The 13,989-nt window shown below is 68.8% G+C and carries 13 protein-coding genes; 11 read left to right on the top strand and 2 right to left on the bottom strand.

What is annotated here, in order from left to right:
* Positions 1-157: 157 nt before the first annotated feature.
* From FWJ67_RS05630 to dusB, 8 genes are all read left to right on the top strand, one after another.
* Entirely contained in the window at positions 158-1,210 is a 1,053-nt protein-coding gene (locus tag FWJ67_RS05630; protein ID WP_304174648.1) for a glycoside hydrolase family 130 protein, read from the top strand.
* A gap of 222 nt (positions 1,211-1,432) precedes the next feature.
* A complete protein-coding gene (locus FWJ67_RS05625) occupies positions 1,433-2,719 on the top strand; it encodes an extracellular solute-binding protein (RefSeq protein ID WP_304174646.1) in 1,287 nt (428 codons plus the stop codon).
* Between the two features lie 11 nt (positions 2,720-2,730).
* On the top strand, positions 2,731-3,615 hold the full coding sequence (locus tag FWJ67_RS05620; RefSeq protein ID WP_304174644.1) for a carbohydrate ABC transporter permease: 885 nt from the start codon (positions 2,731-2,733) through the stop codon (positions 3,613-3,615).
* A gap of 12 nt (positions 3,616-3,627) precedes the next feature.
* The gene (locus tag FWJ67_RS05615; protein ID WP_304174642.1) at positions 3,628-4,518 is read left to right on the top strand and encodes a carbohydrate ABC transporter permease; all 891 of its coding nucleotides are present in this window, start codon (positions 3,628-3,630) and stop codon (positions 4,516-4,518) included.
* A 421-nt stretch (positions 4,519-4,939) separates the two neighbouring features.
* A complete protein-coding gene (locus FWJ67_RS05610) occupies positions 4,940-5,941 on the top strand; it encodes an ABC transporter substrate-binding protein (protein ID WP_304174639.1) in 1,002 nt (333 codons plus the stop codon).
* Between the two features lies 1 nt (position 5,942).
* A complete protein-coding gene (locus FWJ67_RS05605; protein WP_304174636.1) occupies positions 5,943-6,740 on the top strand; it encodes an ABC transporter ATP-binding protein in 798 nt (265 codons plus the stop codon).
* On the top strand, positions 6,737-7,693 hold the full coding sequence (locus FWJ67_RS05600) for an ABC transporter permease (protein ID WP_304174634.1): 957 nt from the start codon (positions 6,737-6,739) through the stop codon (positions 7,691-7,693). The genes FWJ67_RS05605 and FWJ67_RS05600 overlap by 4 nt, the downstream gene beginning before the upstream one ends.
* 70 nt (positions 7,694-7,763) lie before the next feature.
* Positions 7,764-8,894, top strand: a complete 1,131-nt coding sequence (dusB, locus tag FWJ67_RS05595) for a tRNA dihydrouridine synthase DusB (RefSeq protein WP_414482094.1) — start codon at positions 7,764-7,766, stop codon at positions 8,892-8,894.
* A gap of 69 nt (positions 8,895-8,963) precedes the next feature.
* Here the strand turns inward: dusB and FWJ67_RS05590 are convergent, their stop codons facing one another.
* Positions 8,964-9,767: an alpha/beta fold hydrolase gene (locus FWJ67_RS05590; protein WP_304174630.1), complete on the bottom strand. Its 804-nt coding sequence runs from the start codon at positions 9,765-9,767 to the stop codon at positions 8,964-8,966.
* Between the two features lie 159 nt (positions 9,768-9,926).
* Between FWJ67_RS05590 and FWJ67_RS05585 the strand changes: the two genes are divergently transcribed.
* From FWJ67_RS05585 to FWJ67_RS05575, 3 genes are all read left to right on the top strand, one after another.
* Positions 9,927-10,778 (top strand): DUF4384 domain-containing protein, encoded by an 852-nt coding sequence (locus FWJ67_RS05585; RefSeq protein ID WP_304174627.1) that lies wholly within the window; start codon positions 9,927-9,929, stop codon positions 10,776-10,778.
* A gap of 312 nt (positions 10,779-11,090) precedes the next feature.
* A complete protein-coding gene (locus tag FWJ67_RS05580) occupies positions 11,091-11,864 on the top strand; it encodes a C-GCAxxG-C-C family protein (RefSeq protein WP_414482622.1) in 774 nt (257 codons plus the stop codon).
* A 78-nt stretch (positions 11,865-11,942) separates the two neighbouring features.
* Entirely contained in the window at positions 11,943-12,731 is a 789-nt protein-coding gene (locus FWJ67_RS05575; protein ID WP_304174623.1) for a C-GCAxxG-C-C family protein, read from the top strand.
* A gap of 59 nt (positions 12,732-12,790) precedes the next feature.
* Here the strand turns inward: FWJ67_RS05575 and FWJ67_RS05570 are convergent.
* Positions 12,791-13,989: alpha/beta hydrolase family protein (locus FWJ67_RS05570; protein ID WP_414482095.1), on the bottom strand; the 1,199-nt coding region annotated here is incomplete at its 5' end.

Here is a 13,989-nt window from a genome sequence, read left to right as displayed (position 1 = left end):
CTTCCCCGCTTCTTCCCCGCCGCCAACCCCTCTCCCAGCCCGGAACGGCCCCCCACGCCCCCAAGGGCCCGCCCCGTCCCCTTGCCCTCCCCCGACCCCTCCTGGAGAATAAAGAAAGAACCGCTGGCGTGCGGGCAGATGCTGAGGAGGGTGTTCCATGGTACGACGCGACCCGGCCCGGCCCATCATCACCCCCGAGCAGATCCCGCCCTCCCGGCCCGACGTGGAGGTGATCGGCGCCTTCAACCCGGGCGCGGTGCGGGTGGGGTCGGAGATCGTGCTCCTGATCCGGGTGGCCGAACGGCCCCTCTGCCCCGACCCCGAGTGGGTCGCCTTCCCGGCGGTACGGCCCGGCGCCCGGGGTGTGGAGGTCCTCCGGGTACGGCGGGACAACCCGGACCTCAACCTGGCCGACCCCCGTTTCGTCTTCTACCGGGGCCAGATGTACCTCACCTCCATCTCCCACCTGCGGGTGGCCCGGAGCTCCGACGGCGTCCACTTCCAGGTGGACCCCGAGCCGACCCTCCTCCCCGAAGGCCCCTACGAGTGGTACGGCCTGGAGGACCCGCGCATCACCCCGCTGGAAGGGCGGTATGTGATTGCCTACACCTCCGTCTCCCACCTGGGCGTGACGGTCTCCTTGGTGGAGACCGAAGACTTCCGCCGCTTTGAGCGCCTGGGGGTGATCTTCCCGCCTTCCAACAAGGACGTGGCCCTCTTCCCCGAGCGGGTGGGCGGCCGCTACGTGGCCCTCCACCGGCCCAGCGACCTGACCCTGGGCCAGCCCGAGATGTGGCTCGCCTTCTCACCTGACCTGCGCCACTGGGGCGAGCACCACCATGTGCTGGCCGTCCGGCCAGGCCGCTGGGATGGGGTGCGGTTGGGAGCGAGCGGGGTACCTTTCCGTACCCCGGCCGGGTGGCTTTCCATCTACCACGGGAGCGACGGCACCCGCTACGGGCTGGGCGGCCTGCTCCTCGATGGGGAGGCACCCTACGTGGTCCGGGGCCGCTCGGAAGAGCCCATCCTCCTGCCCGAAGCTCCCTACGAAACCGAGGGCTTCTTCCCCAACACCGTCTTCACGTGCGGAACGGTGCCTGAAGAGGACGGCACCCTGCGGATCTACTACGGCGCGGCCGACGAGTCCATCGCGGTGGCGGTCACCACCGTGGATGAGGTACTGGCCAGCCTGGAGCCGACGGTAAGCTGAGGCGAAAGCCCGCCCGGAGGGGGCTGACTTCAGAAGGAACGATCTTGCAAAAGAGCGAACTTAGCCCTACGAGAGTCTTTTCTTCTGCCTTCGGGCGCCCACCCGGAGCGGTTTGGCACGCCCGAAGGCAGCTTTGTCGGCAAGTCGAGCCCGGAAGGGAACCGGATCTTGGGCAGCCACCATCGCGAGGGATCACCAGATTCGTGAGAGGAGGTACGGTCGATGAGGCGGATCCGAGCAGCGGTTGTTGCCCTGGGGCTCGCGCTGGTGCTTGCAAGCCCGGCGCTGGCAGCGACGGAGGTGACCTTCTGGAGCGCTCCCAACCCGCCCCAGGAAGTCTTCTGGCGTCAGATGGCGGAGCGGTTCAACGCCAGCCAGGATGAGATCCGGGTCACAGTTCGGGCCATGGCCGAATCACCGTCGTCAGAGGCGACCATCCTGACCGCTCTGGCCGGCGGCACGGCGCCCACGGGATCGGAGAACATCTTCATCGGCTTCGGCAGCCAACTCTTCGAGAGCGGCGCGCTCGTGCCCTTGGACACCCTGCCCGGCTGGGAGGAGCTCATCAAGGCCCGGAACATGGAACAGAGCATCGAGGCCTGGAAGTTCCCCGACGGGCACTACTACATCCTGCCCATCTATGCCAACGCCATGCTCTTCGGCTGGCGGATCGATCTCCTCAAGGAGCTGGGGTACCAGGAGCCGCCCCGCACCTACAGCGAAGTGATCGAGGTGGGCCGGCGGCTCCGGGAGCGGGACCGGAGCATGTTCCTTCTGGCCCGTCCCGCCCTGGCCCAGAACACCTGGTGGGAACGGTGGTTTGACTTCCTTCTCCTTTACAACGCGGCGAGCGATGGCCAGCCCTTCATCAGCGGCGCGGACATCACCGCCGACGAGGAGGCGGCCATCGGTGTCCTCCAATTCTACAAGGAGCTGAACGACCACCAGCTCCTCCTCACCCGGACGGTCACCGACCCCTTTGCCACCGGGTTGAGCATCTGGCAGGAGCTGGGCCCCTGGACCTTCTCTGACTGGGCCGAGCGGTTCCCCGAGCTCCAGTACGGCGTCCACTTCACCCTCACCCCGCCCCCGGTTCCCGACCATGTCCCGGCGGACCAGCCGGTGAAGACCTTCGCGGACGCCAAGGGGCTGGTCATCTACGCGCAGAGCTCGCCCGAGGAGCAGCAGGCCCTCTTTGAGTTCATCCGGTGGGTCTTCTCCGACCCGGCCAACGACCTGGAGTGGCTCGAGGTGACCGGGCTGCCGCCGGTGCGGGATGACCTGGCCGCCAACCCGGTCTTTCAGGAGTTCTTCGAGGCGAACCCGGTCCTCCGTCCGTACGCCGAGGCACTGCCCTACGCGGTGCCGCCCTTCACCAACTCCCGTTTCGCGGACATCCAGACGACCTTGTCCGATGAGGGCCTCCTGCCCGTCCTTGCCGGGCGGAAGAGCCCTGAAACGGCCTGGCGGGACGCGAAGGCAGCCATTCAGGCCATCCTGGACCGGTAGGTGGATTGCCCATGAGTCAGCGGATTCAGGAGGTGAGGGGATGGCTCATGGCCTCCCCTTACCTCCTCTTTGCTGCCGTCTTCTTCTTTATCCCGCTCCTTTGGAGCGTCGTCTTGATGTTGAGCGACTGGAACCTGATCTCACCCGAGTGGCGGTGGGTGGGCCTGCAGAACTTCCTGGAGGCGCTGCAGAGCCGGCGGGTCCAGCAGGCGTTCTTGTCGCCCTTCCGCTTCATGGTGATCATCGTGCCCTTGGGGATCACCATCTCGCTGGCCATCGCCCTCTTGGTCAACTCCCTGAAGCGCTTCCAGGGGCTCTATGCTGTGGGCTTCTTCCTGCCCTATCTCGCCTCAGGGGTGGCCGTCTCGCTCGTCGTCCGGGGGGTGTTGGCCTTCAACAGCCCCGTCGGCCGGTTCTTCTTGAACACCTTCGGCGACGTGCCCGACTGGCTGGGCCACCCCACCCTGGCCATCCTGGTGATCAGCCTGATGATCGTCTGGAAGTTCTCAGGGTACTACGCGCTCATCTTCCTGGCGGGGCTGCAATCCATCCCCCGGGAGCTGTATGAGGCCGCTCAGATCGACGGGGCCAGCTCCTGGCGCGCCTTCTGGTCCATCACCCTGCCCATGCTCTACCCCGCCCTGTACTCGGTCCTCATCCTGATGGTGGGGCTCATGTTCACCATCTTCACCGAGCCCTATGTGCTGACCAAGGGCGGGCCTGACCTGGCCACCCACACCTGGTACTTGGAGATCTATTACCAGGCCTTCTCCGCCCTCCGCTCGGGCTATGCCACGGCCATCGCCACCCTGAACGCGCTGGCCGTTTTCCTCATGGTGACGGTGGTGCGCCGGAGCATGGAGCGGTGGGGCCGCAGCCTGGGCTGGGTGGAGTGAGGAGGTGACCGCATGAACGACGCTCCCGCAGTACTCACCAAGCGGCCTGCCAGCGCTCTCCGGGTGCGGCCCGCGGTCTGGCGCCGTCGCGCCAAAGAAGGGCTCAAGTACGTGGTGGCCACGGTGGGGGTGCTCATCGCCATCACCCCTTACCTGTACATGGTGGTCCAGTCCCTCGCGCCGTGGAGCGAGGTGGACCGCCGGTTGATCCCGTCAGAGCTAACCTTGCGGTCCTATGAGTGGCTCCTCCAGGGCTCCCGCACCGTGGCGCCCAAGCCCTGGTTTCGGGCGCTCTTGAACAGTGCCCTGGTGACCGCCAGCTCCACCGTCCTGATGGTGGTGAGCGCGCTGGTGGTGGCCTACGCCCTTTCCCGGCTCCGCTTTCGGGGGCAGAAGGCCATCTACAACGTCATCCTCTTCCAGATGTTCTATCCGGCCATCATCATTCTGGTGCCCACCTTCCTCATCGTGCGGGCACTGGGGCTCTACAACACCTACTGGGGGATGATCGTGCCCAAAGCGGTCAACCTGTGGGCCATTTTCATGTACACGTCGTTTTTCAAATCGATCCAGCAGGAGATCATCGACGCCGCCCGCATCGATGGGCTGTCGGAGCTGGGGATCGTCTTCCGGGTGGTCCTGCCCATGTCGGTGCCCATCACCGCGGTGATCACCCTGTTCCTCTTCATGGAGCGCTGGAGCGAACTGCTCTGGGACCTGATCGTCATCCAGGAAGAGAGCCTCATGACCCTGAACGTGCTCATCGCCACCATGAGCGGGCCCTACGGCAACTACCCCGGCGGGCTCTACGCGGCCAGCGTCATCCTCACCCTGCCCATCCTCATCCTCTTCCTGCTCTTCTCCAAGTACTTCCGCCAGGGGTTCCAACTGGTGCTCAAGTAAGCCCCACAGCAGGGCGCGCAGCCGCGCCCGGTACGGCCTGCCACGAAAGAGGAGGTGGTGGGATGACCCCACCACCTCCCTGGCGCGTGGCCATGCACGGGTTGCAGCGCGCCCGTGCCGAGCGTAGAACGGGAGCTAAGACTCTATCCCACCATGGTTCCATTAAGACACGGCGCGACCGCCTCTGGGTTCTTCCGTTCGAGAAGGAGCGGGAAGACCCTGCTCCACCATCCACGCGACCGGAGGTATGAGGCACCCGCCCCGGTAAACTGACGCACCGCTCGGCCTCGAAGCCAGCTCAGTTCCCCGAGGCCTCTCCCCCGCCATTGACGCTTCTGGGAGCGTTTGCTAGATTGCAGATAGTTCTGGGGCATCTTGGAGCGCCGCAGGGCCTTGAGCCGGCGCACAGGGGGTCATACCGGTGCGGAAAGTCAGCCACTGGATGGTGGTGGCCAGCCTGCTGGCCGCTGTTCTTATTCTGAACACGCCCGTTGGGGCCCAGGATGTGGTCCGCTTGGGCACTTTGCGCCTTATCGGCGGGGCGCCCATCTTCGTGGCGCTGGAGAAGGGCTACTTCGAGGAGGAAGGAATCGAGGTCGATGTCCGCTGGTTCGCCGCCGCGGCGCCCATTGCCACCGCGGTGGCCGCGGGTGACATCGACGTGGGGGCCACGGGCATTTCGGCGGCCCTGTACAACTCCGTGGCCGGCGGCAGCCGGATCTGGCTGGTGGCCGACCGGGGTTCGGAGCATCCGGGCTACCGGCTGAACGCCCTGGTGACCAACCGGGCCAACTACGACAGGGGACTCCAGAGCGTCGCCGACTTGAAAGGGAAGCGGATCGGCATCACCACCCTCGGCTCCACCTACCATTACCAGGCGGCCCAGATCCTGGCCACCGCGGGGCTGGACCTGGCCGACGTGCAGCTGATCCCCTTGCGGGACATGAGCATCATGATCGGCGCGGTCCGGGAGGGCACGGTGGATGCGGCCATCCTCTCGCCGCCGTGGGGGGCCAACGCGGAGGAAGAAGGCTGGGGGCGGGTGCTCTTCTGGGCCGGTGAGATCCCCTACCAGGTGACGGGCGTCTTCGTCTCCGACCGGTTCCGGCAGAACCGGGATCTGGCCGTCCGTTTCTTGCGGGCCTACGTGCGGGGCGTGCGCTACTACTACGACGCGGTCTTGACCAACCCGCCCGGGCCCAACTACGACGAGGTGCTGGCCATCGTGGCCAAGTACACCGAGCAGACGCCGGACGTGATCGCCAAGTCCCTCTCCTACATTGACCGGGACGGCATCCCCGATGTGGAGGATCTCCTCCGCCAGCAAGAGTGGTACGACGCCCAGGGGATGATCACCCGGGTGGTGCCGCTGGAGGAGTTCGTCGATTTGAGCCTCATCCAAGAAGCGGTGGCAGGGCTCTGAGATGCGGGTGGTAATTGAGGGCGTCTCCAAGCGGTACCGGGGCCGGCGGGGCGAGGTGGAAGCCCTCCGGTCCGTTAGCTTTGAGACGCGGGACGGCGAGTTTGTGGCCATCCTGGGGCCCAGTGGCTGCGGCAAGTCTACCCTGCTCAGCATTGTGGCGGGGCTGGTCAAACCTGATGAGGGCCGGGTCCGCTTCCTCCAGGCGGCCGGGGGCCCACCCCCGGCCAACGGCCGGCCCCTCACCGCCGTGGTCTTCCAGGAGTTCGCCCTCTTCCCCTGGCGGACGGTCCGGCAGAACATCGCCTTCGGCCCCGAGGTGCGGGGCCTGCCCCGGGATCAGGTGGCGGCCCGGGTGGAGCGGTACCTGGAGATGGTGGGCCTCACCCCCTTCGCCGACAAGTACCCGAAGGAGCTTTCCGGCGGCATGAAGCAACGGGTGGGCATCGCCCGGGCGCTGGCCAACGACCCTGAGGTGCTCCTGATGGATGAGCCCCTCTCGGCGCTGGATGCCCAGACCCGCTCCCTCATGCAGCTGGACCTCCTCCGCCTCTGGGAGGAGAGCCAGAAGACGGTCCTCTACGTCACCCACAACCTCCAGGAGGCCGCCTTCCTGGCGGACCGGATCCTCCTGCTCTCCCGGCGGCCCGGCCGGGTGCGGGCGGTCGTGGAGGTCCCCTTCCCTCGGCCGCGAACGGAAGCGTTGCAGGCCAGCCCGGCGTTCGCCGCCTTCTGCCAGGAGCTGTGGGAACTCTTGCGGGATGAGGCCCGGGCGGCCATGGAAGCGGGTGAAGACGGATGAACCTCCCTGTGGGCCAGGCCGGGGAGACGGGGCGGAACGGCACCCCGGCGGCCAACCGTCCCTTCCGGCTGGAAAGCACCGCTCGGGCGGCAGCCCACGAGGCGGGCCTGGGCGCCGGGCCTGCCCGCCGTGGGGAGGCTGCAGGCCCTCTCCCGCGTGAGGTGGAGGTGCTCCCCGAGCCCCTTCCCGCCCTGGATGAGCCGGGGCCTGGATACGGGTGGCTGGGCGCCGTGGTGATCGTCGGGCTCCTGGCCTTCTGGGAACTGGTGGCCCGCCTGGGCTGGGTGGCCCCCCTGTACCTCCCAGCCCCCACGGCCATCGCCCAGGAGCTGGTCCGGATGGCGGCCAGCGGCACCCTGGGCGCGAGCCTCACCGCCAGCCTCTCCCGGATCCTGTGGGGGCTCCTCTTGGGCGCGGCGGCGGGGTTGGCGGTGGGGATGGCCGTCGGGCTCTCCCGGGTGGCTGAGGGCGCTTTGGATCCGTTGATCTCGCTCCTCTACCCCATCCCCAAGATTGCCGTCCTGCCCCTCTTCGTCCTCTGGCTGGGGATCGGGGAGGCCTCCAAGGTGGCCATCATCGCCACAGGTGTCTTCTTCCCTGTGGCCATCAACACCATCGCCGGGGTCCGCCAGACCAGCCCCCTCCTCATCCGGGCGGCCCTCAGCCTGGGGGCCAACCGCCGGCAGGTGGTCACCAAGGTGGTCCTGCCCAGCGCGCTGCCCGTGATCTTCTCCGGGCTCCGCCTGGGCACGGGGATGGCCCTGCTCCTGGTGGTCTCCGCGGAGATGGTGGCCGCCACCACCGGGCTGGGTTTCCTCATCCTCAATGCGGGGGATCTGATGCTCACCACCCGCCTGATGGCGGGGATTGTGGTCCTGTCGGCCCTGGGCATTCTCTCCACCTGGCTCCTCCGCCAGCTGGAGCGGTGGCTCCTCCCGTGGCATGAGCCGTGAGCCGCCCGCCCCGTGCGGGCCCTGGGAGCCATGCTATACTGGGGCGGAGACCAGTCTGGGAGGGAAGGCAGTGAGCCGCCAGGCGAGCACCAGCGAGATCAAGGACCAGGGGAGCGAGACCCCGACGGGACCCTTCACGGGCCAGGCCGACACCTTGGTCCGTCCCTTGCAGATCGGCTCCGTTCGCCTGGACCACCCTGTGGTGCTGGCCCCCATGGCGGGCGTGGGCAACCTGGCCTTCCGGCTCCTCTGCCGGGAGCACGGGGCGGCCATGGTCTGCTCTGAGTTCGTCAGCGCCAAAGCCCTGGTGATGGGCAACCGGCGGACCCTGGCCATGCTCCGGATCCACCCCGAGGAGCACCCGGTGAGCATCCAGATCTTCGGCTCGGACCCGGAGGAGGCGGCGGAGGCGGCCCGCCGGGTGGAGGCGGCGGGGGCGGATGTGGTCGATTTCAACATGGGCTGTCCCGTCCCCAAGGTGCTGAAGGCCCAGGCGGGCGTCGCCCTCATGCGGGAGCCCAAGCGGGCCGCCGCCATCCTGGGCGCCATGGTGCGGGCCGTCTCCATCCCCGTGACGGTCAAGATGCGGGCGGGGTGGGATGAGGAGAACATCAACGTGGTGGAGCTGGCCCAACGGCTGGAAGATGTGGGGGTGGCCGCCATCGCGGTCCACGGCCGCACCCGGACCCAGGGCCGCTCGGGGCAGGTCCGCTGGGACTGGATCCGGGCCGTCAAAGAGGCGGTCTCCATCCCCGTCATCGGCAACGGCGGGCTCTTCACGCCCCAGGATGTGGAGCGGATGCTCTTGGAGACGGGCTGCGACGGGGCGATGATCGCCCGGGGCGCCCTGGGCAACCCCTGGATCTTTGCCCGCACACTCCACTACCTGAAGACCGGGGAGCTCCTCCCGGAGCCCACCCTGGCCGACCGGGTGGCCATGGCCCGGCGCCACCTGCGGCTCCTGGCCGAGCTGAAGGGGGAGAAGGTGGCCTGCCTCCAGATGCGGGAGCACGCCTCCCAGTACCTAAAGGGGTTCCCCGGCGCCGCGGCCGCCCGGGCCCAGATCGTCCAGGCCACCACGATTCAGGAGTACGACCAGATCTTCGACCAGATCCTGGAGCAGGCGGGCGAGCTGGCCCACCAGCCCACGGCACCGGTGGTGGGGCGGCCGGACGAGCTGCCCCCCAGCTGCCAGGGGTAACGGCTCATCAAGCGCGCGACCTCCTGTTCTCAAACGTGCGACCTCCTGAACCTCATGGGGCCTGCAGGCTCAGAGTCGCTCGAGGAAGCCTGCCACCGCGTGGGCGAAGGCCTCCGGCTGCTCCAGGGCGGCGAGGTGGCCGGCGCCAGGGATGCGGACCAAATCGGCCCGGGGCAGGGCCTCGGCCATGGCCTGGGCCTCCTCGGGCGGGGTAACCGTGTCCTCCTCGCCCACGATGACCAAGGCGGGCACCTCGATCTCCGGCAGGAGCGGCGTGGAGTCGGGGCGCCCGGCCATGGCCCGGGACGCGGCGGCGATCCCCTCAGCCGGGTTGGCCAGCACCCAGCGCTCCAGCTCCGCCAGCAGGCCCGGCTGCGCCTCGCGGGTGGTGGGCCCCACCAGGTTGGGGAGCGAGCCCGTCGCCGCCCGGGAACCCTCCTCCTTCAGGCGGGCGATGAGGTTGAAGCGGCCCTCCCGGGCCTCCGGCGTGTCCGCCCCAGCCCGGGTGTCGGCGAGAATGAGGCCCGCCACCCGTTCCCGGTGCTGCCGCCAGAAGGCGAAGGCAAGGTAGCCGCCCATGGAGAGGCCGCAGAGAACCACCCGGTCGACGTTCAGGGCGTCGAGGAAGGCGGCGATCGCGGCGGCGTACCCGTCCATGGAGGGCCGCTCCGGGACGGGACGGCTGCCGCCGAAACCGGGCAGATCCACCGCCAGAGCAGCCCGGCCCGCCAGCCTGTCCACCACCGGATCCCACATGGCCTTCTGGAGGGGGAAGGCGTGCAGGAAGAGGACGGGCGTCCCCTGCCCTTCGGCCTCCCGGTAGCTCCACCGGAAGCCTCCCGCCTCCAGCGTCTTCACCGTCCCTCGGGTCATGGCCCCACCCTCCTTCGGAATGCTCTGAGGCCATTGTAGACCATCGACGGGACGGCTGTCTGCCCGCGGCTCGGGACGCCTCTCTGCCTCAAACACAGGACGTGGACCCATCCATGGCGTATGGTGGCAGCAAAGAGCAGGTCCACGGAGGTGGAAGGGATGAACCGGAGGCTCCGAACGCCCCTGCTCGCGTTCCTTCTTCTTGGGCTGCTGGGTACGGTTGGTCTCCTTGGGTTGGTCCGGGTGGGGACGGCGTTCGCTCTGCAGGCCAATCTGGGCGGGGACGGGGTGGCCCCTGCCCAGGTGGAGCCTGAAGCCATCGCCCCCGAGGCCCTTATCGTCAAGCCCGCGCCGGGCGATGTGCGGGTCCGCATCCAGACGGACCGGAGCCGCTATCGGGTGGGCGAGAGCGTCCAGATCCGCTTCTGGGTGAGCGAGCCCGCTTACGTCTACATCTACAACGTGGACAGCCGCGGGCGGGTCCGCCTCATCTTCCCCAACCGCTTCGACGCCAACAACCGGGTGCGGGCCGGCGAGCACCAGCTCCCCGGCGCCGGGTACCGCTTCCGGGTGGACGGGCCGCCCGGCACCGAGTACCTCCAGATCCTGGCCACCCGGACCCGCCTCCGGCCTCTGGAGCGCTGGAACGCCCGGGATCCCTTCCCCCTCCTGGGAGGCGACCCGCTAGCGGTGAAGGAGGAGGTCCTCCAGTTCCTGGACGTGGTGCCCGAGCGCTCCTGGAGCAGCGCCTGGACCCAGTTCGAGGTGATCGGGCGGCAGGCTCGGGGGCCCCGGCGGGAGACGGGTACCGTCCGGATCAACTCGGAGCCCCCCTGGGCCCAGGTCTACCTGGATGGGGCGTATGTGGGCCTCACCCCCCTCCTGCAGGAGGTGCCTGCGGGCGGTCACTGGGTGGAGATCCGCCTGGAGGGGTACCGGACTGCCCGGCGCTGGATCCTTGTGGAGCCGGGAGAGCTCACCCCCGTCTTCCTCCACCTGGAGCGCTGGTAAGGGCCGGCGTTGGAGGCGGGGCTGGGAGGGCGCCCACCTGCGCCCGGAAGCCCGCCGGAACGCCGCCTCCCGCCCCTGCCGTCCTTGAGGGGCTGACGCAGCCCTGGGGCCAACGGCAGGGGCGTCGCCCTCCACCCCGGGTCTCGACCCGATTTTTCTCCTTTCTCGACCCTATTCCCCCGCGGACCTTTGCCACCACCTGCGGTGACGTTCCTCCCCACTTCCAGCCCACCTCTCGACCGCTCCCGCCGCCGTTCCCTACGATTGAAGGGGACGGCTCTGTGAGCCATCGGGCCCATCGGAGGTGGAAGCATGGAGCGTCAGGAAGCTTGGCAAAAGCCTGTCTCTCGGAGAGCTTTTCTTGCTGGCACAGGCGGTTTTCTGGCTGGCGCCGCTCTGGGCAGCCGCCTTCTGGGCGCGGTTGGGTTGGCGGCCCCGGCCCAACCGGACGTTCCCGCCTGGCCTTGGACCTACGTCCCCCTCGATCCGGAAGTGGTCCGCCGCAAGGGATACGACGGTTTCATGGAGGGTGGCTGCTGCTACGGCGTGGCTTGGGCCATCTTGAGCGAGCTGCAGGAGAAGGTGGGCCACCCCTTCACCGGCGTGCCGGCCGACATGTTCCGGTACGGCGCCGGCGGGGCCGCGGGCTGGGGCACCCTGTGCGGCGCCTTGAACGGCGCGGCGGCCATGATCAACCTGGTCACCCCCCAGTCCGACTGCACCCCCCTCGTCAACGAGCTGTTCGGCTGGTACTGTGACACGGCCCTACCCACCGAGAAGAGCAACGGCTTCGGCCCGGCCAACGTCCCGTCGGTCGCCGGCTCCCCCCTCTGCCACATCTCCTTGAGCCGCTGGGCGGAGGCGGAAGGGACCAAGGTCACCGAGAGGAAGCAGCGGTGCGCGAAGCTGACGGGCGACGTGGCCGCCCGGGCCGTGGAGCTCCTCAACGCCTGGCATGCGGGCCAGTTCGTCCCGGCCTACGTGCCGGCCGAGTCGGTGGGCGAGTGCATGACCTGCCACGGGCCCGACGGCTTGGCTGACACCCACGGCAAGATGGACTGTGTCCAGTGCCACGAGCCGCACTAGTTCCGATGGCATTCATCTGCAAGGTTCAACCCCCGGTCTTGAGGTCCGGGGGTTTCCCATCACTAAGGAGGCGTCTTCATGAATCAGGCAGATCAATCCCTGTCCTCGAAGCAGGTCTCACGGCGCGCCTTTCTCGCGGGGACGGGTGGGTTCGTCGCGGGCGCGGCCTTGGGCAGCCGGCTCTTCAGCGCGGTGGGGCTCGCAGCCCCGGCCCAGGCCGACGTTCCCGAGTGGCCCTGGCCCTACGTGCCCCTGGATCCGGAGGCGGTCCGGCGGAAGGGGTACGAGGCGTGCAAGAGCATCAACAACTGCATGTACGGCGGCGCTGAGGGGATCCTGAACGAGCTGCGGGAGAAGGTGGGCCACCCCTTCACCCTCATTCCCTCCGACATGTTCCGCTACGGCGCCGGCGGCATCGTGGGCTGGGGGACGGTCTGCGGTGCCCTCAACGGGGCGGCGGCGGTCATGAGCCTGGTCACGCCCCAGGAGGCGTGCTTCCCCCTGGTCAACGAGCTGATGGGCTGGTACTGCGAGACGGCCCTGCCCACCGCGAAGAGCAACGCCTACGGCCAGCCGCTGGCCCAGTCGGTCTCTGGCTCGCCCCTCTGCCACGTCTCCGTCAGCAAGTGGTGCGACGCCTCGGGCATCGCTTTCGGGACGCCGGAGCAGGCCGAGCGGTGCGCCAGGCTGACGGGCGACGTCTGCGCCAAGGCGGTGGAGCTGCTCAACGCTCATGCGGCCGGCAAGTTCGTGCCCGCCTACACGGCACCGGCCAGCGTCGCCGAGTGCATGAGCTGCCACGGCCCCGAAGGCATGTTCGACACCATCGGGAACATGGACTGCCTCGGCTGCCACGAACCGCACTAACCGCGGCGAAGCCCCCGGAACCCAAGGCCCGGGGGCTTCTTCGTCTCTCCCTGGAAGCCTCAGCCGGGGCCCGCCCCGGGCCCCAGGAGCTTCCGCTCGAAGAACTCGGCCGCGGCCCGGAAGGCTTTCAGGTTGTTGGCCCGCTTGGTAAAGCCGTGGCCTTCGTCCTCGAAGAGAAGGTACTCCACCTCCCGGCCCAGCTCCCGCAACCGGGCCACCATCTGCTCCGACTCGTTCCGGTGGACCCGGGGGTCCTTGGCCCCCTGGATGACCAAGAGCGGGGCCCGGATCTGGTCCACGTAGGTGATGGGCGACCGCTCCCGGAGAAGCTCCGCATCCCGCTCGGGATCCCCCACCCACTCGGCCATAAAGTCCCGCCAGGTGGGGGGCACGCTTTGGGCGAAGGTGATGAGGTTGCTGGGGCCTACGATATCCACCGCGGCGGCCCAGTACTCAGGCAGCCGGCTGATGCATGACAGGGTGGCGAAGCCGCCGAAGCTGCCGCCGAAGACACCGATGCGGTCCGGGTCCACCCAGTCGAGGCTCCGGAGGAAGCGGGCCGCCTCCCCCAGGTCCTTCAGCTCGCCGCCGCCCCAGTCCCGGTAGATGAGGCGCTGGAAGGTGCGGCCGTAGCCGGTGGAGCCCCGGATGTTCGGCGCGAAGATCCCAATCCCCCGGTGGAGCAGGAGCTGGTAGAAGGCCGAGTAGGTGGGCCGCTCCTGGGCCTCGGGCCCGCCGTGGATGGAGAGGACCACGGGCACCCGATGCTCGGGGCTCGCTTCCCGGGGCCGGTAGAGCCAGCCGGAGATGCCCCGCCCGTCCCAGGTGACGTAGCTCACCGGCTCCGGCACCACCAGCTCCTCTTCGGGGATGGCACCGATGAAGCCGTCGGTCACCTGGCGGGGCGGCGCGATCTGCCGGGAGGGGCCCACCTCGGCCAGCTCCACGGTGTAGACCTCGGCCGGCCGACGGGAGCGGTTGATCAGGAGGACCGCCCGCCGGCCGTCAGCGGAGAGGGCCAGGGCCGCGATCACCCCGGCCTCGGGCATGGGCACCTCCACCACCGGGGCGGCCCGCCAGGCCTCCCCGTCCAGGGCCCCGGCGGCCAGGCGCCGGACGAAGAGGCGGCTCACCCCGTTCTCGTTCACCACCCAGGCGGCCACCCGCCCATCCCGGCTGAGCTCCACCGCCTCCACATCCCAGGGGGGTGTCTCCAGCCACTCCAGGTTGCCCGGCGGCCCGTCGGGCCGGTGGAGGG

The sequence above is a fragment of the Limnochorda sp. genome (assembly GCF_047459355.1).
GTDB lineage: Bacteria > Bacillota > Limnochordia > Limnochordales > Limnochordaceae > Limnochorda.
The sequence above is the reverse complement of the archived record's forward strand: the minus strand, read 5'-3'. Positions and strand labels throughout refer to the sequence as shown.